The 20,830-nt window shown below is 66.0% G+C and carries 23 protein-coding genes; 11 read left to right on the top strand and 12 right to left on the bottom strand.

Features of this window, described 5'->3' with window-relative positions; all coding sequences use genetic code 11:
* Positions 1–139: 139 nt before the first annotated feature.
* The gene (locus ACZ9BC_RS18785) at positions 140–403 is read right to left on the bottom strand and encodes a hypothetical protein (protein WP_476247268.1); all 264 of its coding nucleotides are present in this window, start codon (positions 401–403) and stop codon (positions 140–142) included.
* Between the two features lie 218 nt (positions 404–621).
* Positions 622–999, bottom strand: coding sequence for a winged helix-turn-helix transcriptional regulator (locus ACZ9BC_RS18790; RefSeq protein ID WP_476247269.1), 378 nt, complete (start codon positions 997–999; stop codon positions 622–624).
* A 121-nt stretch (positions 1,000–1,120) separates the two neighbouring features.
* Between ACZ9BC_RS18790 and ACZ9BC_RS18795 the strand changes: the two genes are divergently transcribed.
* The gene (locus ACZ9BC_RS18795; protein ID WP_476247270.1) at positions 1,121–1,984 is read left to right on the top strand and encodes an SDR family oxidoreductase; all 864 of its coding nucleotides are present in this window, start codon (positions 1,121–1,123) and stop codon (positions 1,982–1,984) included.
* Between the two features lie 95 nt (positions 1,985–2,079).
* Here the strand turns inward: ACZ9BC_RS18795 and ACZ9BC_RS18800 are convergent, their stop codons facing one another.
* Positions 2,080–2,715 (bottom strand): LysE family translocator, encoded by a 636-nt coding sequence (locus ACZ9BC_RS18800; protein ID WP_476247271.1) that lies wholly within the window; start codon positions 2,713–2,715, stop codon positions 2,080–2,082.
* Between the two features lie 244 nt (positions 2,716–2,959).
* Here ACZ9BC_RS18800 and ACZ9BC_RS18805 point away from each other — a divergent pair, with 244 nt between their 5' ends.
* From ACZ9BC_RS18805 to ACZ9BC_RS18830, 6 genes are all read left to right on the top strand, one after another.
* Complete coding sequence (locus ACZ9BC_RS18805) at positions 2,960–3,193, top strand: helix-turn-helix transcriptional regulator (RefSeq protein WP_476247272.1); 234 nt, start codon at positions 2,960–2,962, stop codon at positions 3,191–3,193.
* On the top strand, positions 3,190–4,164 hold the full coding sequence (locus ACZ9BC_RS18810) for an NAD(P)-dependent alcohol dehydrogenase (protein ID WP_476247273.1): 975 nt from the start codon (positions 3,190–3,192) through the stop codon (positions 4,162–4,164). The genes ACZ9BC_RS18805 and ACZ9BC_RS18810 overlap by 4 nt, the downstream gene beginning before the upstream one ends.
* Positions 4,165–4,339: 175 nt before the next feature.
* Entirely contained in the window at positions 4,340–5,182 is an 843-nt protein-coding gene (locus ACZ9BC_RS18815; protein ID WP_476247274.1) for an IclR family transcriptional regulator, read from the top strand.
* A gap of 197 nt (positions 5,183–5,379) precedes the next feature.
* Positions 5,380–7,086, top strand: coding sequence for a urocanate hydratase (locus ACZ9BC_RS18820; RefSeq protein ID WP_476247275.1), 1,707 nt, complete (start codon positions 5,380–5,382; stop codon positions 7,084–7,086).
* 90 nt (positions 7,087–7,176) lie between these two features.
* The gene (gene hutH / locus ACZ9BC_RS18825; RefSeq protein ID WP_476247276.1) at positions 7,177–8,769 is read left to right on the top strand and encodes a histidine ammonia-lyase; all 1,593 of its coding nucleotides are present in this window, start codon (positions 7,177–7,179) and stop codon (positions 8,767–8,769) included.
* A 162-nt stretch (positions 8,770–8,931) separates the two neighbouring features.
* A complete protein-coding gene (locus tag ACZ9BC_RS18830) occupies positions 8,932–9,168 on the top strand; it encodes a hypothetical protein (RefSeq protein WP_079598373.1) in 237 nt (78 codons plus the stop codon).
* An 84-nt stretch (positions 9,169–9,252) separates the two neighbouring features.
* On the opposite strand, the gene ACZ9BC_RS18835 is transcribed toward ACZ9BC_RS18830, so the two are convergent.
* Positions 9,253–9,513 carry a hypothetical protein gene (locus ACZ9BC_RS18835; protein ID WP_476247277.1) on the bottom strand — a complete coding sequence of 87 codons (261 nt, stop codon included), beginning with the start codon at positions 9,511–9,513 and terminating at the stop codon, positions 9,253–9,255.
* A gap of 234 nt (positions 9,514–9,747) precedes the next feature.
* Here ACZ9BC_RS18835 and ACZ9BC_RS18840 point away from each other — a divergent pair, with 234 nt between their 5' ends.
* A complete protein-coding gene (locus ACZ9BC_RS18840) occupies positions 9,748–10,677 on the top strand; it encodes a fumarylacetoacetate hydrolase family protein (RefSeq protein ID WP_476247278.1) in 930 nt (309 codons plus the stop codon).
* Here ACZ9BC_RS18840 and ACZ9BC_RS18845 read toward each other — a convergent pair.
* The 4 genes from ACZ9BC_RS18845 to ACZ9BC_RS18860 all read right to left on the bottom strand — a co-directional run bounded on the left by ACZ9BC_RS18845 (position 10,621) and on the right by ACZ9BC_RS18860 (position 14,202).
* Positions 10,621–11,013 (bottom strand): universal stress protein, encoded by a 393-nt coding sequence (locus ACZ9BC_RS18845; RefSeq protein ID WP_275730675.1) that lies wholly within the window; start codon positions 11,011–11,013, stop codon positions 10,621–10,623. The two genes, ACZ9BC_RS18840 and ACZ9BC_RS18845, sit on opposite strands and share 57 nt — an antisense overlap.
* Positions 11,014–11,078: 65 nt before the next feature.
* Positions 11,079–12,683, bottom strand: coding sequence for a tripartite tricarboxylate transporter permease (locus tag ACZ9BC_RS18850; protein WP_476247279.1), 1,605 nt, complete (start codon positions 12,681–12,683; stop codon positions 11,079–11,081).
* A complete protein-coding gene (locus ACZ9BC_RS18855) occupies positions 12,683–13,195 on the bottom strand; it encodes a tripartite tricarboxylate transporter TctB family protein (RefSeq protein ID WP_476247280.1) in 513 nt (170 codons plus the stop codon). Before ACZ9BC_RS18855 ends, ACZ9BC_RS18850 begins: the two co-directional genes overlap by 1 nt.
* Positions 13,192–14,202, bottom strand: coding sequence for a Bug family tripartite tricarboxylate transporter substrate binding protein (locus ACZ9BC_RS18860; protein WP_476247281.1), 1,011 nt, complete (start codon positions 14,200–14,202; stop codon positions 13,192–13,194). Before ACZ9BC_RS18860 ends, ACZ9BC_RS18855 begins: the two co-directional genes overlap by 4 nt.
* 293 nt (positions 14,203–14,495) lie before the next feature.
* Between ACZ9BC_RS18860 and ACZ9BC_RS18865 the strand changes: the two genes are divergently transcribed.
* Positions 14,496–16,070, top strand: a complete 1,575-nt coding sequence (locus tag ACZ9BC_RS18865) for a sensor histidine kinase (protein ID WP_476247452.1) — start codon at positions 14,496–14,498, stop codon at positions 16,068–16,070.
* On the top strand, positions 16,067–16,735 hold the full coding sequence (locus tag ACZ9BC_RS18870) for a response regulator (protein ID WP_275730668.1): 669 nt from the start codon (positions 16,067–16,069) through the stop codon (positions 16,733–16,735). The genes ACZ9BC_RS18865 and ACZ9BC_RS18870 overlap by 4 nt, the downstream gene beginning before the upstream one ends.
* A gap of 29 nt (positions 16,736–16,764) precedes the next feature.
* Here the strand turns inward: ACZ9BC_RS18870 and ACZ9BC_RS18875 are convergent, their stop codons facing one another.
* The 4 genes from ACZ9BC_RS18875 to hutG form a co-directional block, all read right to left on the bottom strand.
* Entirely contained in the window at positions 16,765–17,775 is a 1,011-nt protein-coding gene (locus ACZ9BC_RS18875) for a cation efflux transmembrane domain-containing protein (RefSeq protein WP_476247282.1), read from the bottom strand.
* The gene (locus tag ACZ9BC_RS18880; RefSeq protein ID WP_476247283.1) at positions 17,772–18,053 is read right to left on the bottom strand and encodes a hypothetical protein; all 282 of its coding nucleotides are present in this window, start codon (positions 18,051–18,053) and stop codon (positions 17,772–17,774) included. Before ACZ9BC_RS18880 ends, ACZ9BC_RS18875 begins: the two co-directional genes overlap by 4 nt.
* A gap of 45 nt (positions 18,054–18,098) precedes the next feature.
* A complete protein-coding gene (locus ACZ9BC_RS18885) occupies positions 18,099–18,263 on the bottom strand; it encodes a hypothetical protein (RefSeq protein WP_476247284.1) in 165 nt (54 codons plus the stop codon).
* A gap of 89 nt (positions 18,264–18,352) precedes the next feature.
* Entirely contained in the window at positions 18,353–19,342 is a 990-nt protein-coding gene (gene hutG / locus ACZ9BC_RS18890) for a formimidoylglutamase (protein WP_476247285.1), read from the bottom strand.
* Positions 19,343–19,514: 172 nt separating this feature from the next.
* Between hutG and ACZ9BC_RS18895 the strand changes: the two genes are divergently transcribed.
* A complete protein-coding gene (locus ACZ9BC_RS18895) occupies positions 19,515–20,819 on the top strand; it encodes a cation:proton antiporter (protein ID WP_476247286.1) in 1,305 nt (434 codons plus the stop codon).
* Positions 20,820–20,830 lie beyond the last annotated feature (11 nt).

Genomic DNA, 20,830 nt, shown 5'->3' on the forward strand with positions numbered 1-20,830 from the left:
CCAAAAACAACGCCATCAAAAAACTCAACAGCCTCGGCTTCGACGTCACCATCACACCAGCCACCGCAGCCTAACCCACCCTACTTTCGTATTAGGCACTCCTCGGCAAGCCGACAGCTGGACTGGCCGCCTTCAGCGGCTAGTCCAGCTTCTTGAGTTGCCGGTGGTCGTAGAAGAAAACGCCCTCGGCGGTATCCACGCCCGCGGACAAGCCCTGCAGGAACACCACCACTCCCTCGCGGCGGCCCTTGAAGGGATCGTCCGCCACCACGGCGTCACCAATCCTGTAGGGGGACCGCGGGGCGAAGGGCCTCGCAATGCGGCTCCACGTCTGCGCCGCGACCGAGGCCAGACTCACCGGTTTACCCATGCTCGACAGGTCCTGGACAAATGCTTTCACCATGCGTACCAACTCCTTGCGGCGGCAGTGAGCCGCACACTGTCGGTGCAGGTAACCGGAACGCTCCCAGCGCGAGGACGGCCCTCCAATTCCGGCTGGCACCGTACGCCAAAGCTATTCACTATTCACATCAGTCACACCAGTAACAAGTACTCAGATTAAAAATCGGCACTACTTGCTTTCGCGCCGGGGGCTTGCCCGGCGGTCGACCCGGGCGGTGGTCAGCGCTTGCCGTTGACGATTTCGTCGGCGTTATCGAACGCCCAGCCCACCAGCGGAACAAGCAGGCCGCTCAGCTCATAGCCCTTATCGGTCAGGCTGTAATCCACCCGCGGAGGTATGACCGGCTGGGCGTTCCTGCTGACCAGGCCGTCCCGTTCAAGCGTCTTCAGCGTCTGGGCGAGCATCTTTTCGCTGATGCCCTCGGCCCGCCGTCGTAATTCGCTCCACCGCTGCTCACCTTCGGACAGGGACAGCAGGATCAGCACGCCCCACTTGCTGGTGATGTGGTCCAGCAGTGTCCGGCTGGGGCACCCGGCCGGGAAGACGCCGTCGGCAAAGCTCATGGGCAGGGGGAGCGGACGCGTTGTTGCTTCCATGCATCCACCTTACCGCGAGGTCAGTACCTTACTTCAAAGTGCGTACTCTCTTTCGGGAAGTAATCCGTCAGGGCGCTGGTTGTGCCTTTCGACAACCCAGTACTTCCCGAAAGGATTCATCGTGAGCATCGTTGTAACAGGAGCCACCGGACAACTCGGCCGCCACGTCGTCGAGGCCCTGCTGGAGCGCAGCGTTCCTGCAGGGGACATTGTGGCCACCGGACGTTCCATCGAGAAACTGGCGGATTTCGCCGCGCAGGGCGTTGATGTCCGCGCCATCGACTATGCCGACGCCACCTCCGTGGCTGCTGCCCTCCAGGATGCCCGCCGCGTGCTGCTCATCTCCGGCAGCGAGGTGGGCCAGCGGGTGGAGCAGCACCGTACTGTCATCGAGGCTGCCAAGGCTGAAGGCGTCGAGCTGCTGGCCTACACCAGCATTGCCAACGCCGACACCACCGGCATGAAGCTGGCGGCCGAGCACAAGGAGACCGAAGCCATCCTCCGCGAATCCGGCGTCCCCTTCGTTCTGCTGCGCAACGGCTGGTACCTGGAAAACTACACCGAGCAGCTGCCCGGAACCCTGGCGCAGGGTGCGCTTGCGGGCAGTGCCGGAGACGGCAGGGTCAGCGGTGCGGCGCGGGTCGACTATGCGCACGCCGCCGCGGCGGTGCTGGTAGCTGAGGGCCAGGCCGGCAAGGTGTACGAGTTGGGTGGCGACGAGGCATTCACGATGGCGGACCTCGCGGCCGAAATTACCGCAGCGACCGGCAAGGACATCAGCTACAACAACCTGCCCGCCGAGGACTACGCCGGAATGCTGAAGGGTGTTGGTGTTCCCGGGACCTTTGCGGAGATCCTGGCTGATTCGGATCTGGGTATTGCCAGGGGTGATCTTCTGGTCAGCACAGGCGACCTGCGGACGCTGATCGGCCGCCCGGCAACGTCGCTCGCCGAAGCGGTCCGCTCCGCCGCGGCTTCTGCCTAGTTTTCATGGAAAGTGCCCGGTCCCTGGTGGGGCCGGGCACTTTTTGTTTGGGGGTTCGCCGGCACTGCCATGGGCTCGGCCCTGAGGGCTGGTTCTCAGGACTTGCTGCCGGTGAGGGCCAGGGTGCCGCCAAGTCCAATCATCAGGGCTCCGCCGGTTGCCTCCACCATTGAAACCCGCCGGGGCGAGCGGGCAAACCATTGCCTGGCCGTCCCTGCGGCGATGGCCCACATGCTGTCCGAGACCAGTGCGATCACCAGGAACACCGAACCGAGCAGTCCCAGCTGGAACGGGATGGCACCCGACGCGTAGTCCACGAACTGCGGCAGCACGGCAACAAAGAAAACGACGGACTTCGGGTTGGTGGCTCCAACCACTGCGCCCTCTCCCACCAGCCGCCAGGGCGTGGAGCGGGCTTGTTGGTTTTCGGCCTCGATGCGGCTGTGGCGGTGCCTGATGGCTTGGATTCCGAGGTAAACGAGGTAAGCGGCACCGGCAAGCTTCACCACGCTGAAGAGGATCACGGATTGTGCCACCACAATGCCCAGGCCCAGGGCCACTCCTGCCACCTGGACCAGTTGGCCGGTCGCATTGCCCAGGACGGTGAGGACTCCGCCCTTCCAGCCGAGAGCCAGCGAGCGGCCGATCACGAACAGGACGCTTGGCCCCGGCACGGCGATCAGCACCACTGAAGCCAACGAAAACGCCAGCAGGTTGGAGAGGGGAACCATCCCTGATCTTAGCCCCGTTGTGCCGTGCTATAGCGGAGCTTTCTCCGCTACCTCTCGGATCGTTTCGGTGTAAAAACCATTGACACCATGTTGGCATTTCCATACGTTGGCGATGTCGGCTTTGCTTCACCTCACCAGTCGCCGCAGGAGCGGGTTTGGTACGCACTACGCCCCTGGCACTGGTTCCGTACACCGTCCTGGCCTCTGTGGCGAAGACGGTGACCTACCGCCGGAGGTTCCAGCCGTGGTGAAGCCGACCCGCGTCACCAACTCAATCCGCCAGCTCCGGTTCGAGCGGGGCGGGATGACCCAGGCGGAACTCGCCGCGCGGGTGGGGGTCACCCGCCAGACAGTCATCGCCATCGAACAGGGCCGGTATTCACCGTCGCTGGAGATGGCCTTCCAGATCGCCCATGTGCTCGGCGTTTCGCTTGAGGACGTGTTCCAGTACCAGCAGCCAGAAGGAGATCAGCCATGAAAGCTATCGTGCAGGACGTTTACGGAGCGGCGGACGTGCTTCAGTTGCGTGAGATCGCACGGCCTGTGCCGGGTGATGGTGAGGTCCTTATCCGGGTGCGGGCCGCCGGCGTCGACCAAGGGGTCTGGCACCTGATGACGGGGCTGCCCTATCTGATCAGGCTCTTCGGTTATGGATTGAGGAAGCCCAAGACGCCTGTGCGGGGCCGGGAGGTGGCCGGCGTTGTGGAGTCTGTGGGAGCCGATGTTGACCGTTTCCAGGTGGGCGACGAGGTCTATGGAACCTGCGAGGGGTCCTTTGCGGAATACGTCTGCGCGCGGGAGGACAAGCTGGCGCGGAAGCCCGTGAACCTCTCGTTCGAGGAGGCGGCGGCGGCTCCTATTTCCGGTGTTACGGCCCTTCAGGCTGTCCGCGACGCCGGCGAGGTCACCGTTGGGCAAAAGGTGCTGGTCATTGGGGCGGGCGGGGGAGTGGGCTCCTTCGCCGTGCAACTGGCCAAGGCCTTCGGGGCGGAGGTCACCGGGGTCTGCAGTACCGGCAAGATGGACCTCGTCCGGTCCCTCGGGGCCGATGCAGTTATTGACTACAGGAATTCTGATATCACTAGTGGCGGAAAGCTGTTCGACGTCATCCTGGATACCGCCGGCAACCGGCCACTGTCCGTCCTCCGGCGGGTGCTCGGGCCACAGGGAACGCTGGTGATCGTCGGAGGCGAAGGGGGCGGCAAGCTGACCGGCGGCTTTGAGCGGTCGCTCGCAGCGCCCTTTGCTTCGCTCGTCTCCCGGCAGAAATTCAAGGGGCTTGTCTCAAAGGAGACATACCTGGATCTGGAGGCACTGTCATCTCTCATTGAAGCAGGCAGCGTGAAGCCTGCCGTCGACAAGGTCTTCCCCCTTGAGGAAGCTCCGGCCGCTGTCAGATACCTGCACGAGGGGCAGAGCCGGGGCAAGGCAGTGGTCGGGGTTTCATAACGTCAGAAATCCCGCGCTCTGACCCAGTCAAGGCGCCGGGGCCGGTCCTGAGGGTGCCGTCAGAGGTCTCGGCGCTATCTGGTATCCCAGACAGTGCCTAGGCTTACGTAGTGCTTCCGGGGCAACGAGGGGCGCAAGCTTAAGTACGGGATCCCGGATAGCGTCGGGGCCGCACATGAGAAATGGAGGAGTTCCGGTGTTAGTTACGGAAGCGAGGCCGGTGGCCGGCAGCACATCAAAGGTGGCGTCCAAGGTTCCTGCTGCGGAAAACACCCTGCGCATCCTCAAACTGCTGGCCTCCCGCCGCGGACCCATGGCAGCCTCGCAAATTGCTTCGTCACTGGGCCTCCCTCGGTCCAGTGTGTACCACCTGCTGGGAGTGATGGAGGCGAACGGGTTTGTGCTCCACCTTCATGAGGAACAGCGGTACGGTCTGGGGATCAGCGCCTTTGAGCTCAGTTCCGCGTATTCGAGGCAGGAACCGTTGTCGCGGCTGGGCCGCCCTCTTCTTGCGTCCCTCGTGGATGCGCTGGGGGAGAGCGCGCACCTGGCCGTTCTGCACGGGCGGGATGTCCTCTACATTGTCGAGGAGCGGGCCAAGAACCGCCCGTCGCTGGTGACCGACGTCGGCGTCCGGCTCCCCAGCCACCTCACCGCCAGCGGGCGGGCCATCCTTGCCGCCCTGCCAAAGTCCCAAGTCCGCGCGCTGTACCCGAATGCAGCCGCGTTTACGGCCCGGCACGAGACCGAGTCGCCCATCATGAAGTACTCCGCCTTGTCCTCGCACCTGGACCAGGTCCGGCAGCGCGGATACGCCACGGAACACGGCGAGGTGACCCCCGGCTTCGGCTCCATCGCCGCCGCCGTGACCGACCATCTTGGCTGGCCCACCGCTGCCGTGGCGGTCACATTCCTTGAGGACAAACTGCAGCCGGAAGAGTGGCCCGTCCTGGCGGCGCGTGTCCAAAAGGTCGCAGACGAACTCTCGGTCCGCATCCACGGCCGACCGGTCAAATAACCCTCGTTGCTCCATCACTTACGGCTGCTAAAACCCCGGAATGGGAGCCTCAAGTGATGGAGCAACTCGGCCAGCCGGGCTTGTCTGGAATGCCGGACAGCGCCCACCCAAAACCCCTATAAAGCCTCTTCGTAACGGGCTTTAGTTGATACAGAACTTCTTCCACGATCACAGACGCACAATGAAAAGGAGCCACCATGGCACCCGCCGATTTCACCACCGGTGCCCGCCCGGTCAAAGCAGCCCGCGGCACCGAGCTCACCGCCAAGAGCTGGCAGACCGAAGCGCCGCTGCGCATGCTCATGAACAACCTGGACCCCGAGGTGGCCGAGCGTCCGGACGACCTGGTAGTCTACGGCGGCACCGGCCGGGCCGTGCGCTCCTGGGCAGCGTTCGACGCCATCACCCGCACCCTCGAAACCATGGAGAAGGACGAGACCCTCCTGGTCCAGTCCGGCAAGCCGGTGGGTGTCTTCCGCACCAACGAATGGGCACCCCGGGTGCTCCTGGCCAACTCCAACCTGGTGGGCGACTGGGCCAACTGGCCTGAGTTCCGCCGGCTCGAGGCCGAGGGCCTGATGATGTACGGCCAGATGACGGCCGGGTCCTGGATCTACATCGGCACCCAGGGCATCCTGCAGGGCACCTTCGAGACGTTCGCGGCGATCGCCCGCAAGCTCACCAAAGACGAGGACGGCACCCTCGCGGGCACCCTCACCCTGACCGGCGGCTGCGGCGGCATGGGCGGCGCGCAGCCGCTCGCCGTCACGCTGAACGAGGGCGCCTGCCTCATCGTCGACGTCGACGAGACCCGCCTGCGCCGCCGTGCCGGCAAGCGGTACCTGGACGAGGTGGAAACCGACCTCGACGCCGCCATCGCCAAGGTACTCAAGGCCAAGGAAGAGCGCCGCGGCTGGTCCGTGGGCTACGTGGGAAACGCAGCGGAAGTTTTCCCGGAGATCCTGCGGCGCCACAAAGCCGGCGAGTTCACCGTGGACATCGTCACCGACCAGACCTCCGCCCACGATCCGCTGAGCTACCTCCCCGAAGGCATCTCGGTCGACGAGTGGCACCGCGAAGCCGAAGCTGACCCGGAAGGCTTCACCAAGAAGGCGCAGGCCTCCATGGCACGCCACGTTCAGGCCATGGTCGAATTCCAGGACGCCGGCGCCGAAGTTTTCGACTACGGCAACTCCATCCGGGACGAGGCCCGCAAGGGCGGCTACACCCGCGCGTTCGAGTTCCCGGGCTTCGTCCCCGCCTACATCCGCCCGCTGTTCTGCGAGGGGCTGGGCCCGTTCCGCTGGGTGGCGCTCTCCGGAGACCCCGAAGACATCCGCGTCACCGACGAGGCCATCAAGGAACTCTTCCCCGAGAACAAGCACCTGCATCGCTGGATCGACGCCGCCCAGGAACGGGTCGAATTTGAAGGACTGCCGGCACGGATCTGCTGGCTGGGCTACGGCGAGCGCGCCAAAGCCGGGCTGCTGTTCAACCGGCTCGTAAAGGAAGGCAAGGTCAAGGCGCCCATCGTGATCGGCCGCGACCACCTGGACTCCGGCTCCGTCGCCTCCCCCTACCGCGAAACCGAGGCCATGGCCGACGGCTCCGACGCGATCGCCGACTGGCCCATGCTCAACGCCCTGCTCAACACCGCTTCCGGCGCCACCTGGGTGTCGCTGCACCACGGCGGCGGCGTTGGCATCGGCCGCTCCATCCACGCCGGCCAGGTTTCCGTCGCCGACGGCACGGACCTCGCCGCCGAAAAGCTCGAACGCCTCCTCACCAACGACCCCGGCATGGGCGTCATCCGCCACGCCGACGCCGGCTACGAACGCGCCCTCGACGTCGCCCAGGAACGCGGCGTCCGCATCCCAATGAACGAGTCTTCAGGGACCAACTAGTCCATCGACTGCTCCGTAACTGTCGTTTAGAGCCCCGAAAACGACAGTTACGGAGCAATCGATCCCCGCACACCACAAAAAGTAGGAATCATGACATTGATAACCCACGAACCGCTGACCGTCACCCTTGGCTCCAGCGGCGTCACGCCTGAGGATGTTGTCGCCGTCGCGCGCCACAACGCCACGGTGACCATCTCCCAGGACGCCTTGGACACAGTGGCCAAGGTCCGCGCCCACATTGACGAGCTGGCCCACAGCGAGACCCCCGCCTATGGCATCTCCACGGGTTTCGGTGCACTGGCCAACCGCCACATCCCCAACGAGCTTCGCACCCAGCTGCAGAAGTCCCTCATCCGCAGCCATGCGGCCGGCATGGGCCCGGCCGTGGAACGCGAAGTTGTCCGCGGCATCATGTTCCTGCGCGCCAAAACCCTGGCGTCCGGCCGCACCGGCGTCCGCCCCGTGGTCCTGCAGACGATGGTGGATGTGCTGAACGCCGGCATCACGCCTGTGGTCCGCGAGTTCGGCTCGCTCGGCTGCTCCGGCGACCTCGCCCCGCTGTCCCACTGTGCCCTGGTGCTCATGGGCGAAGGGCAGGCGGAAGGGCCCGACGGCGAACTGGTTGGCGCCGCCGGGCAGCGCACCGTCGCGGAGCTGCTCGCCGATAACGGCATCGAGCCGGTCACCCTCGCCGAAAAGGAAGGCCTGGCCCTGGTCAACGGCACCGAGGGCATGCTGGGCATGCTCCTGATGGCCATCGCTGACCTTCGCCGGCTGCTGACGACGGCGGACATCACCGCGGCGCTCAGTGTCGAGGCGCTGCTGGGCACCGACCAGGTGTTCCTGCCGGAGCTCCATGCCGCGCTGCGCCCGCACCCCGGCCAGGCCGCCAGCGCGGACAACATGCTCCGCGTCCTGTCCAACTCGCCCATCGTTGCCTCCCACCGGGTGGGCGATTCACGCGTCCAGGACGCCTATTCTCTCCGCTGCGCACCGCAGGTGGCCGGCGCCGTCCGGGACACCGTCGACCATGCTGAACTGGTGGCGTCGCGCGAGCTGGCCGCGGCCATCGACAATCCCGTGGTGCTGCCGGATGGCCGGGTCAGCTCCAATGGGAACTTCCATGGCGCCCCCGTGGCTTACGTGCTGGACTTCCTGGCCATCGCCGTCGCGGACCTGAGTTCCATCGCGGAGCGCCGGACGGACCGGATGCTGGATCCTGCCCGCTCGCACGGCCTCCCCGCTTTCCTCGCGGCTGATCCCGGCGTGGACTCCGGGCTCATGATCGCCCAGTACACCCAGGCGGGCCTGGTGTCCGACAACAAACGGCTCGCGGTCCCCGCATCCGTGGACTCCATCCCCAGCTCGGCCATGCAGGAAGACCACGTGTCCATGGGCTGGCATGCAGCCCGGAAGCTGCGCAAGGCCGTCGAAAACCTCCGCCGAGTCCTGGCCATCGAACTGGTTACCTCGGCCCGGGCCCTGGACATCCGGAGCCAGCTGTCCGGCGGCGTCCTGACGCCGGGCCCCGCGGGCTCCGCCGTCGTCGCTGCCCTGCGTGACGTCGTCGAGGGGCCGGGAACGGACCGCTTCCTCTCGCCGGAGCTGGAAGCGGCGGACCGGCTGGTGGCCTCCGGGGAGGTGCGGAGGGCGGCCGAATCAGCAGTCGGTTCGCTTGCCTGACACCGAAGAATCTTCAGTATGCGAATAGCTCCTGTCCAAGGGGCGGAATTTTCGCCGACACGGTCAACCATGGGCGGAAGAGTGTAGTAGAACTGAAGGTGTAGTGAAAGTCACATCAACGAGGCTGTGGCGCAGAACGTATACAAAGGGGTAGAAGTTCAAATGAAAGCACGTGGGGCAGTCTTATCGAGGCGCAATGCCCATTCCGCTGTGGTATCCAACTGGAAGAGCCTTTCGGTTGGTGACCATGTCGAGATCATCAAGCATGCGCATGTGGTAGCGGCCGGGGAGGTGGAAGAGGTGTCGCAGAGCGGAAACGTCCTGTGGCTTGTGCCGGCGGGTCCGGCAGAAAAGCAGCTCTTCCTGAAGTCCGACGGCGTCCAGGTCCGCCGCGGCTAGGAGCTTCAGCAGATACAACAAATCCCCGCACTGCCGAAAGGCAGGGCGGGGATTTGTGCGTTTTGGCTTAGCGCGATGGGAAAATCAGGCTGCGAACGCCTCGTAGGTTTCCCCGAACGGTACTGATTCGTCCAGGGCTACTGTGTAGCGTCCCGGGTGGAGCCTTGTCACCAGGATGCCGCAGGCTGCATTCTTCGCTGCCACCTCGATCAGCTCTGCAACGGCCTCTTCCAGGCCGGCGTGTACTTCGCGGGCGCTGGAGAATTCCAGGTCGATGGACCGGCTCGCATGTGCTTCTGCGGAGTCCGCGGCGTCAGGGCGGCGCTCCAACGTGGCTGTAGTCATGTGCTGAACTTTCTGTGTTTCCTGCCTGAGGGCCCACCCAGTCTACCGGCTGCTACCGGAGATGTCAGATGACTGCTGAATCCCCAGCGCCCTACGGCCGCCGGACGGGCAAGCACAGAAGAGTGCACGGCAGCCTGGCTCCAGTCACAATCGGTGCGTTTTGCCGCCGGCGCTGCAGCCGCGCCACGATAGGAAGCAGTCCCCCCACTCATCCCGGATCAAAGGAGATTCACCATGAAAATCATGCGCCTGGGCGAAGCCGGGAATGAACAGCCGGCCGTGATGGTTCCTGCCGGCGATGGTTCCTCCCGGTACTTCAGCCTGCTGCCCCTGACGCGGGATGTGGACGGCGCCTTCCTGGCATCAGGAGGCCTCGACCGGGCAAGGGAAGCACTGGCAGCCGGAACCCTTTCCGTCATCGAGAACGCAGAAAACCTGCGGGTGGGAGCTCCCGTGGCCCGGCCGGGAACAGTGGTGGGCATCGGCATGAATTATGCGGCCCACGCAGCGGAGTCCGGTTCTGCGCCGCCGGAGATCCCTGTCGTGTTCCTCAAGCCCAGCAACACGGTGGCCGGGCCCTACGACGCCGCCCCCGTTCCGCCCCTCTCCAGCAAGTACGACTGGGAGGTGGAATTGGGCATCGTCATCGGCCGGGAAGCCAGCTACCTCGCGACAACAGATGAAGCGGTTGCCTGCATCGCGGGGTACGTCACGGCGAACGACTTCTCGGAGCGTGAGTACCAGCTGCCCGGGGCCGCCGGGCAGTGGACCAAGGGCAAAACGCTGCCAGGGTCAACACCCCTCGGCCCGTGGCTTGTCCCCTCGGAAGACGTCGACGGCGGGAACCTCCGGCTGCGCAGCTGGGTCAACGGCGAACCACGGCAGGACTCCACCACATCCGAGCTCATTTTCGACGTTGCCACCCTGGTCCACCACTGCAGCCAGTACATGCGGCTGGAGCCCGGTGATGTCATCATCACCGGGACTCCGGAAGGGGTGGCCCTGAGCGGCCGCTTCCCCTACCTCCAGCCGGGCGATGTGGTGGAGGTAGAGGTGGAAGGGCTGGGCCGCCAGCGCCAGGAACTGTACCGCGCAGGATCCGGCGTACTAGCCGGCCTTCACCGCCAGGACCGGGCAATCGGCCTCCAGCAGGATGCGCTGTGACACGCTGCCCATGATGAGCTTGCCTACCGGGGTGCGGCGCCGCAGGCCGATCACGATGAGCTCGGCGTTGTTCTCCTCAGCGGCGTCCAGGACCTCGGCGGCGGCATCGTGGCCACGGACCGGCTGCTTGATCACATGGTCGATGCCCTGGGTGGCCAGGCGGTCCTCGATGCTTTGGATGTCCGAATCCTGGGCGTAGCGGTTGTCCACCAGCGCGTCGCCCTTGGACGAGTTGATGACCAACAGTTGGGTGTTGCTCTTCCGGGCTTCGTGGATGGCCTGGGTCAGGGCTGCTTCGCCCTCGGGTGTCGGGACGTATCCCACCACAATGGTCATGGTCGCTCCTTAATTGTGATGAATGTCGGTTAGTGATGGGCGGGCGGCGGACCGGGAAGGTTGTCCTAGCCGTCGCCGTCGCCGTCGGCCATTCCGTCGGCGCGGTGGCTGCCGTGGCTCACGCTGCCGCCGGCCTCCCTCGGCACGGTTGCGCCGGAGTTGGCGGGGATCGCGGTGGTGGACGCCGGGCGGTTGCGCCGGATGAGTTTGAAGATCCACGGCCACACCAGGATGATGGCCACGATGATGTAAATGACGACGGCGATCGGCTCGCTGAACAGGCCGGCCGGGTCACCGGCGCTAAGCTGCAGCGTCTGCCGGAGCTGCTTTTCGATGCGCGGGCCCAGGATGACGCCGAGGATCAGCGGCAGGACCGGAAGGCCGAAGCGCCGCATCATGAAGCCCAGTGCGCCGAGCGCCAGCAGGAGCACCAGGTCAAACGCCTGCAGGTTCACCGAGTAGGCGCCCAGGGTGGCGAAGAACAGGATGCCGGCGTACAGGTACGGGCGGGGGATCTGCAGGAGCTTTGCCCACATCGGTGCCAGCGGCAGGTTGATCAGCAGCAGCAGCAGGTTGCCGATGAAGAGGCTGGCGATCAGCGCCCACACCAGGGGGCCCTGGCTCGAGAAGAGCTGGGGTCCCGGCTGGATGCCGTAGCTGGTGAACGCTGCGAGCATCACCGCAGCGGTGGCGTTGGTGGGCAGGCCCAGGGCCAGCATGGGGGTCAGGGTGCCGGCGGCTGCAGCGTTGTTGGCAGCTTCCGGACCGGCCACGCCCTCGATGGCGCCCTTGCCGAACTCCTCGGGGTGCTTGCTGAGGCGTTTCTCGGTGACGTAGGAGAGGAACGTGGGGATCTCGGCGCCGCCGGCGGGCAGTGCACCGAAGGGGAAGCCGTAGGCGGTCCCGCGGAGCCAGGGCTTCCAGGACCGCTTCCAGTCCTGCTTGCCCATCCACGGGCGGCCCACGGGAATAATCTGCAGGGGGTTGCGGCGCAGGTGCGCGGCCACCCAGAGGGCTTCACCGACGGCGAAGATCGCCACCGCCACCACCACAATGTCCAGGCCGTCGGCCAGGAGCGGCACGCCGAAGGTGAGCCGGGCCTGGCCCGTGACCACGTCCAGGCCTACCAGGCCGATGGCGAGGCCAAGGCCCAGCGACGCGAAGCCGCGAAGGCGGGAGGAACCGAGGACCGCGGTGACGGCCAGCAGGGCCAGCACCATGATCGAGAAGTAGCTCGGCGCGCCCAGGCTGACGGCGAATTCCACCACCACCGGGGCGCAGACTGCCAGGAGGGCGGTACCGATGGTGCCGGCAACGAAGGAGCCGATGGCCGCCGTCGCAAGCGCCTGTGCCGCACGCCCCGCCTTGGCCATTTTGTTGCCTTCGATCGCCGTCACCACCGACGACGACTCGCCCGGTGTGTTGAGCAGGATCGAGGTGGTGGAGCCGCCGTACATGCCGCCGTAGTAGATGCCGGCGAACATAATGAAGGCGCTGGTGGGTTCCAGGGCGTAGGTGACCGGGAGCAGCAGGGCAACGGTCATGGCCGGGCCCAGGCCCGGAAGGACGCCGACGGCAGTGCCCAGGAGTACGCCGATCACGGCGTAGAGAAAGTTCATGGGGGTCAGGGCGGTGGCGAAACCGTCCATCAGTGAGGACCAGACGTCCATCAGAGGATTCCTTCCAGGAGTCCGGCCGGCAGTGCGATGCCGAGGCCGAGGTAGAAGCCGTAGAAGGTGAGCAGGGCCAGGGCCAGGGAAATGATTCCGTCACGGATGTAGTGGCGGCTGCCCAGGGCCAGGACGCTGCCCCAGAACAGTACCGTTCCGGAGATGACCCAGCCGGCCCAGTCGATGAGCAGGATGTTAAGGATGAAGGCGCCTGCCAGGGGCAGGACCGTCTTCCAGTCGGCGGGGTGGGTAAGGTCCACGTCCTCGCCGCCTTCCGCCTCGCCCTGGCCGCCGCGAAGGACGTTGACGGCCAGCAGGACGGCGCAGACCAGCAGCATGGCGCCCACGATGAACGGAAGGGTCTTTGGTCCTACTGGATCAGACTGGGAGTACGGGGTGGAGATGCGGGCCGCGTCCAGGATGACCAGGGCGCCGGCCGCGCCGAGCAGGAGGGCAACCCCCAGCTCGGCGCGGCCTTTCAGCCGTGAGGCAAGTGTTGGGGAGGAGCTCACGCCAAGCCAAGCTTCGTGAGGACGTCCGCCACCCGCTTGTCCTGCTCGGCGAGGAAGGTCTCGAACTCGTCGCCGGTGATGAAGGCATCCGTCCAGCTGTTGGTCTTCAATGCTTCCTTCCACCCTTCGGTGGCGTGCATCTTCTCAAGGGCGGCGATCAGGGATGCCTTGTCCTCGTCGCTGATGCCCGGAGGGGCGACGATGCCGCGCCAGTTGGTGAAGACCAGGTCGATGTTGGATTCCTTCAGCGTGGGGGCGTCCACGCCTTCCAGCCGCTCTTCGCCGCTGGTGGCCAGGACGCGGACTTCGCCGGATTCGATCTGCTTGAGGTACTCACCGGCACCGGAGGCCGCGAAGCCCACCTTGTTGCCCAGGATGGCCGGGAGGAGGTCCCCGCCGCCGTCGTAGGAAACGAAGTTCACCTTGGTGGCGTCGATGCCCAGGGCACCGGCGAGCTGCATGGGCAGCAGGTGGTCCGGGCCGCCCGGGGAGGAGCCGCCGCCGACGCTGATGGAACCGGGATCGGCCTTCCAGGCGGCAACCAGGTCATCGATGGTCTTGTAGGGCGAATCCTTGCTGACCATGATGGCACCGGGCTCTTCGATGAGCCGGGCCAGGGGAGTGGTGGCCGTGAGCTTGGACTCGGACTTGTTGGTGTAGCTCGCGCCCACCACGCCCAGTCCCATGAGCATGGTGAGGTCGCCGTTGCCCTTTTCGTTCACGATGCGGGCCAGGCCCACGGTCCCGCCGGCACCGGCGAGGTTGAAGACTTCGGTGTTGGTGGCAACCTTCTCGTCGTCGAGGACCTTGGCGGCCACGCGGGCGGTGGTGTCATAGCCGCCGCCCGGAGTGTTGGGGACCATGATCTGGAGGCCGGAGATGGGCCCGGCGGCAGCGCCGGAGCTTTCCGAACCAGTGGAGCTTTTGCCGGTGGCACCGCAGCCGGTGGCCATCAGGGCGATGCCGGCGGCGACGGCGGCGATTCGCAATGCGCGGATCTGGCGCATGGTGTTCCTCTTCTCATGAAAAATGATCAGCAAGACTGACTTGTGCTTCGATGCTAGGTTCCGCCGTGATACCGGTCACTCTTATGTACGCAGAGAAAGTTAAGTTCATTGCGTTCACGTTTCGGGAATCCCTCATGGCGGGCGCCTCCGGGGGTGGAAGGCCCTGCCAGCCGTGCACCTGCTCCGCCTGCGGTATAGTTCCCGTACCTCCGCCGGTGGCCGCAGAACCAGTGGCCCGGCCGGACATGTTTGCTGAACCTTAAGGACCAACCACCGTGACTCGACGAAGAGGGATGTCCCTCGCGGGGCAGTACCTCGTGCTGCAGTTGCTGATTGTGTTGGCAGTCCTGGTGGCCGTCGTCGCCATCTCCCTGGCCCAGTCAGCGGCCGCCTTCGAGCGCGTCGAAGGCCGCCGTGCGCTGTCCGCCGCCGAAGCGCTCGGCAACAACCCCGCGGTCCGTGAATTGCTTCCCGCCGCCGAACCCCGGGTGGGCGCAGCACTCCCGGCAGTGGCGGAGTCCGTCCGGACAGTCTCCGGGGCGTCCCAGGTGGCGCTGGCCAAGCTGGACCGGACGGTGGTGGCCTCGTCCGACCCCGGGCTCCTGGGCCAGCACCTGGAACTGGGGGAGAGCCGGGTGATGGACGGCCGCTCCTGGACCGGAGTGGTGGCCGGGAGCGGCGCAGCCCTCCTGTCCGCCCACGTGCCGGTGCTGGACGACGCAGGGATAATGATCGGCATCGCCTCGGTCAGCAGGAACTATCCCACCACGCTGGAGCGGCTGGGCGATGCCGTCCCCAACCTGCTCACGTACGTGGGGGTGGCAAGCGTGCTGGGTGTCGCGGGCTCCCTCCTGCTGTCCCGCCGCGTCAAGCGGCAGACCCTGGGCATGGAACCCAGCGAGATTACCAACCTGGTGGAAAACCGTGAGGCCATGCTGCACGGGCTCAAGGAAGGCGTGGTGGCCCTCGACCCGAACGAGCGGATCACCGTGGCGAACGACAGCGCCCGGGAACTCCTGGGCCTGCCGGCGGACTGCGTGGGCAAGAAGCTTGCATCACTTCCCGTGGATCCCGCACTCAAAGTGGTGCTGACCCGCGACCAGCCGGACCCTGACCAGCTGGTCCTGGTGGGCGAGCGGCTGGTGGTGCTGAACCGGGTTCCCATCCGTTCCCGCGGCCGCGGGATTGGCTCCGTCACCACCCTGCGCGACAGGACCGAGCTGTCCTCCCTGGAAAAGGAACTCGGCGCCACCCGCACTGCCACGGACACCCTCCGCGCACAGGCACACGAGTTCGCCAACCAGCTGCATGTCATCTCCGGCCTGATACAGATCGGCGACTACGATTCGGTGGTGCAGTTCGTCAACGGGGCAACGGTGGACCGGACCCGGCTCAGTGACGAGGTCACGGCCAGGATCCATGACCCGGCGCTGGCCGCGCTGCTCATTGCCAAGTCCAGCCTGGCGGCGGAACGCGGCGTGGCGCTCCAGCTGGATCCCGAATCATCGCTGCGTCCGGTCAACGATGAGCTTTCGCGCGACCTTGCCACCGTGGCGGGGAACCTGGTGGACAACGCGTTCGACGCCGTTGCCGGGGTTGGGCAGGCCTCCGTCCGGGTGCTTGTGGAGGACACGGGCGGCCAGGTTACCGTCACCGTCCGTGACAACGGGCCCGGCGTCCCGGCGGACAAGGCGGAGGACATTTTTCGGCAGGGATTCACCACCAAGGATTCCAGGCGGGAGGGCGGGCGCGGGTTTGGCCTGGCCCTCTCCCGCGTGGTCTGCCGCCGGTCGGGCGGCGACCTGACGGTGGCCAACAGCAACGGGGCGGTTTTTACCGCCCGATTCAAAAGAGGTGCAGAAGCATGATCAAGGTCCTGATAGTCGATGACGACTTCATGGTGGCCAAGGTCCACGCCGGGTTCATCCAGCGGACGCCCGGTTTCAAGGTGGTTGGTGCGGCCCATACCGGCGCCCAGGCGGTGATCGAAACCGAACGGCTGCAGCCGGACCTGGTGCTGCTGGACATTCACCTGCCCGACATTAACGGCCTGGACCTGATGCAGCAACTGCGTGAGGTGGCCCCGGAACTGGATGTGCTGGTGATCAGCGCTGCCCGCGAAGTGGAGACCGTCCGGAAGGCGCTGCGGGGAGGCATCGTCCACTACCTCATCAAGCCTTTCTCCCAATCGGACCTGCAGGAGCGGCTGGAGCATTACCGCAGCGCCTACCAGAGCCTCGATGCGTCCAAGGACATTGCGGAGCAGTCGGACGTCAACCGGGTCTTCGGCCTGGACCGCAGCGAGCGGCCGCTGCCCAAGGGCTGCAGCGTGGAGACGCTGAAGCTGGTGGAGGCCGCCCTGGGCGCAGCCCCCGGGGACCTTTCGGCCGCCGAGTTGGCAGAGGAACTCGGCACGTCCCGCGTCAGTGCCCGCCGCTACCTGGAGTACCTGCACGATGAAGGCACCCTGGATGTCCGGCTCAAGTACGGTGTGGGACGTCCCGAGCGCCGCTATGTCATGAAGGGCAAGTAGGCGGCACGCCGGGAACCCGGCAGCCAGTCCTAGTGTTCGCCGCCCGGCGTGGGGCCGGGAAGGAATTCCGCGGGCAGTTCGGCAACCGGGACAATCACCATGTCCTGGACCTTCCAGTCCATGGCCACGCAGGCTTCGCGTGCCGCCTCAATCTGGTCCAGGGTGGGCATGGTCCCTGCCGCCGGGACCACGAACGACTCCACGTGGAACACGTGCCCCTCGTCGCGGATCCGTGACTTTGCCGTCTCTGCCCACGGGAGGCCGCGGAGGTAGGTGTCCAGCTGCCGCCCGAGGGGGTGGGGCGCGCCGTCGTCGTAGGTCATGGCGCGTTTGTCCATCAGGGCCGAGACCGCTGCCCGGGTGTTCCGGACGCCGTCGTGCAGGATGCTCGCAGAGATGACCAAGGCTGCAGCATAGTCCGCCCACCACCAGCCAATCCCAATGCCTGCCACTCCCACGGCAGCAGCAAGGGCGGTCATCCAGTCCGCCTTGTTCATGTCAGCGTCGGCGTACAGCACTTTGTCGTGCAGCTTCTCTGCAAGCTTCATCTTGACCCGGCCCAGCCAGATGGGAGGCCCGGCCGTGAGGACCATTGCCGTGATCATCAGCCAACCAAGCCAGATGGTCTGGCCAAAAAAGTTGAAGCCGCCGATCGTGGGATGTTCGGCGCTCAACAGCCCAATGGCGGAATCAACGATGAGATAGGTGCCCATGACGGTGAGGGCCACCGCCGCCACCACATGCGCAACGCCCACAGCCCGGTGGTAGCCGTAGGGGTGGTCCTCGCTGGGGTGTCTGCGGATGACCCGTGTGGCGAAAAGGAAGGCGATGGGCGGCAGGAAGGACAGGACGTCCTCCACCCATGCGGCCTTCATTGCCTGGGAGTTGCCGAGCACCCCAAACACGAGGGCTGTGGAGGCCGCCAGGAATCCAATGGTGATCCATTCGTATTTTTTGGCTTTGCGCAGGGCGTCCTGCTGTTCCTGCGGCAGTTCCGTGTGGCCGAACCGCACGGCAGTCCCGCTGCCGGGCGCGCTCATGCCTGGGCCGCCGCGCTCTTCAGGAAGGTGTCCAGCTCCAGCAGAAACGCGTTTTCGCCCATCGGAACCAGCATGATGTGCTTGTGCAGGGATCCCCGCCCATCCCTGGATTCCGCGTAGGGGCGGGTCAGGCCGGCGTGGGTGGACCACGGCGTCTTGTCATCCAGGCCGCCGATCACCAGGTCCAGCCCGCCATGCTTGAGCTCCTCAGCCAGGACCTGCTCAGTCCCGATGGTCCACTCGACGTCCGCCCCCAGCGTCTGCGCGAATTGCCGCACCAGTTCCGCCTCCGAGCCCTGGACAGCATCTGTTCCGGTGGTGTCCTACCCGGAAATCCGCACCCAGTCACCGTTCGGGCTGGCGCCCACGCGAAGGGTACCGCCGCGGACTTTCTCCAGCGTGTCCTGCGGGTCCGCCGGGTAGGTCCCGCAACCGGCAACCAGCATCACCCCGGCCAGCAGGACGGCCACTAACGTGTGACGCCGCATTGGCACTCTCCTTCCAGCAGGTATTTTCATCTTCATGATAGACAGCATGCTTACCATTCGATGAAATCCGTGGGGAACTGCGGCCGCGTTCAGCGCAGCAAAGTGTCCAGCAGCCGCGCCGCAACCTTCGCTGTCCGGCCGTCGACGTCGAACGTGGGGTTGAGTTCCGCAAAGTCCAGGTGGAGGAGTTTGCCGCTCCAGGCCACCTGGCGGCAGACGGCGCTGATGACGGGCAGCGGCACGCCGAAGGCGGCGGGGGCACTGACTCCCGGAGCCACTGCCGCGGGAAGCACGTCCAGGTCGATGGTCAGGTACAGGACGTCGATGTCTGCCAGGAAGGAGGCCACGAAAGCCCGGACCCGCTCCGCCTCGCAGTCCTCGTCCAGGAGGTAACGCACGCCCAGCCGCCCTGCGGTGTCGAAAAGCGCCTTGGTGTTGTTGGCTTCGGAGATACCCACCACGGCGTACCGGAAGTCCCGCCCAGCGCGAGCTTCTGCCTTTGCCATCTGGAGGAATGGTGTCCCCGAGCTGGGAACGTGCTCGTCCCGAAGGTCAAAGTGGGCATCGAGGTTCAGCACGCCCAGCCGCTGGCCACCCTGGACTGCCTGGGAGGCACGGACGCCAAGGTAACTTGCGTAGGCCGTTTCGTGGCCGCCGCCCAGCACCACGGTCAAGTGCCCGGCGTCGAGCAACTCTGTCACCGCATGTCCTGCGCGTTCCTGGCCGTCTTCCAGGTCGCCGCCGGACACCACAACGTCACCTGCGTCCGCGATGGTGCGGTCCAGGTGGAACGCCAAGGGACCCAGGGCCTTCCGCAGGGCGGCGGGTGCCGCGGACGCGCCGGTGCGGCCCTTGTTCCGGCGCACCCCTTCGTCGCTGGCAAAGCCCAGCAGGGCCACGGGTTTGGGAGCGTCACGGGCGCCTTGGCCGTCGCCGCCGGCGCCGGGGAGTGCCCCCGGTCCTGCTTGCCCGTACTCTGCCACAGCCTGCCACCAGCGGCGGTGCTCCGGCCCGTCCCCGTCGAACCTTCCCGTCCAGGGCTGGGGCGGGACATCGACGGCGGGGCTCACGGCAGGCATGCCTCAAGCTCACCGCATGCAGGCGGCGAAAACCAGCAGCGCCGCCGTCGTCGTGTCTGGAATCCAAGAACCCCCTGCAAAACGGCAGGGGCTATGGTGGAGCAATCCCGTTTGGGACCGCAGAACGTTTGCCTGCGCCGGACGGGCGCAATGAACAGTCCGGAGAGCACGCATGTTTGAAGCCCCCAACCTCCTGTTTGCCGCCGCCGGCGTGGCGGTGTTCATCGCCGCGGTGCTGCCCAAGCTGTTGCGCAACATGCCGTTTTCGATGCCGATGGTCTTCCTCGGAGCCGGAATGGGTGTGTTCGCCCTGATCCCGACGCTTCCCGATCCGGACCCAGTGGTTCATGGCGACTTCGTCCTGCACCTCGCCGAAATCTGCGTCATCATCTCCCTGATGGGCGCGGGGCTGGCCCTTGACCGGCCGGTCGGCCGCAAGGGGTGGTCCACAACGTGGCGGCTCCTGGGGATCGCCATGCCGCTGTGCATTGTCGCGTTGACCTTGCTGGGGCTATGGTTCCTGGGCCTGGGCCTCGGCGCTGCACTGCTGGTGGCCTCCAGCCTGGCTCCCACGGACCCCGTCCTGGCGTCTGAGGTGCAGGTGGGGGAGCCGGCAGACCACGACGACGGCGCCAACAAGGAGGATGAGGTGCGGTTCGGCCTCACCTCGGAGGCCGGCCTCAATGACGGACTGGCGTTCCCCTTCGTCTACCTGGCCATCGCCATCAGCATTGCTGGATCGTCCCCGTCCTCGTGGTTTCTGGAATGGTTCGGGGTGGACGTCCTGTGGCGGCTGGCCATCGGCCTGCTGTTGGGCTTCTTGATGGGCAAACTGCTGGGCCGGCTCTTCTTCTCGGCACGGAAAGAAAGCCTCCGGCTGTCCAACCACTCGGAGGGCTTCGTTGCCCTCGCCGCGACGTTCCTGGCGTACGGGCTGACGGAGATGGTGGAGGGCTACGGCTTCATCGCGGTGTTCGTCTGCGCAGTCACCATCCGGGCCGCAGAGCATACGCACGGCTACCACCGGGTGCTCCATTCCTATGTGGAGCAGCTGGAGCGGCTCCTGACGGTGGTGATCCTGGTCCTGCTCGGCGGCGCCATTGCCCGCGGACTGCTGGCCGGCATCGGACTGGCCGAGGTGCTTGTGGCGCTGGCATTCCTGCTGGTGGTGCGCCCGCTGGCGGGCTGGGTGGGGCTGCTGGGCGGGAAGACCGGCCCGCGTGAGCGGATCGCCCTGTCCTTCTTCGGCATCCGCGGGATCGGTTCCCTGTATTACCTCGCCTACGCCCTCGGAAAAGGGCAGTTCGGCGGCCAGGCAGAGTGGCTGTGGGCCTTCGTGGGACTGGTGGTGGCACTGTCCATCGTAATCCACGGCGCCACCACCTCGCCCCTGATGAACCGGCTGGACCGGCTTCGTGAAAAGAAGGCCCGTGCCGTTTCAGGGGACGAAGGGCTGGCCCCCAACACCCCGGTATAGGCGGGGAACGG

The organism is Pseudarthrobacter sp. TE3704, from assembly GCF_056279405.1.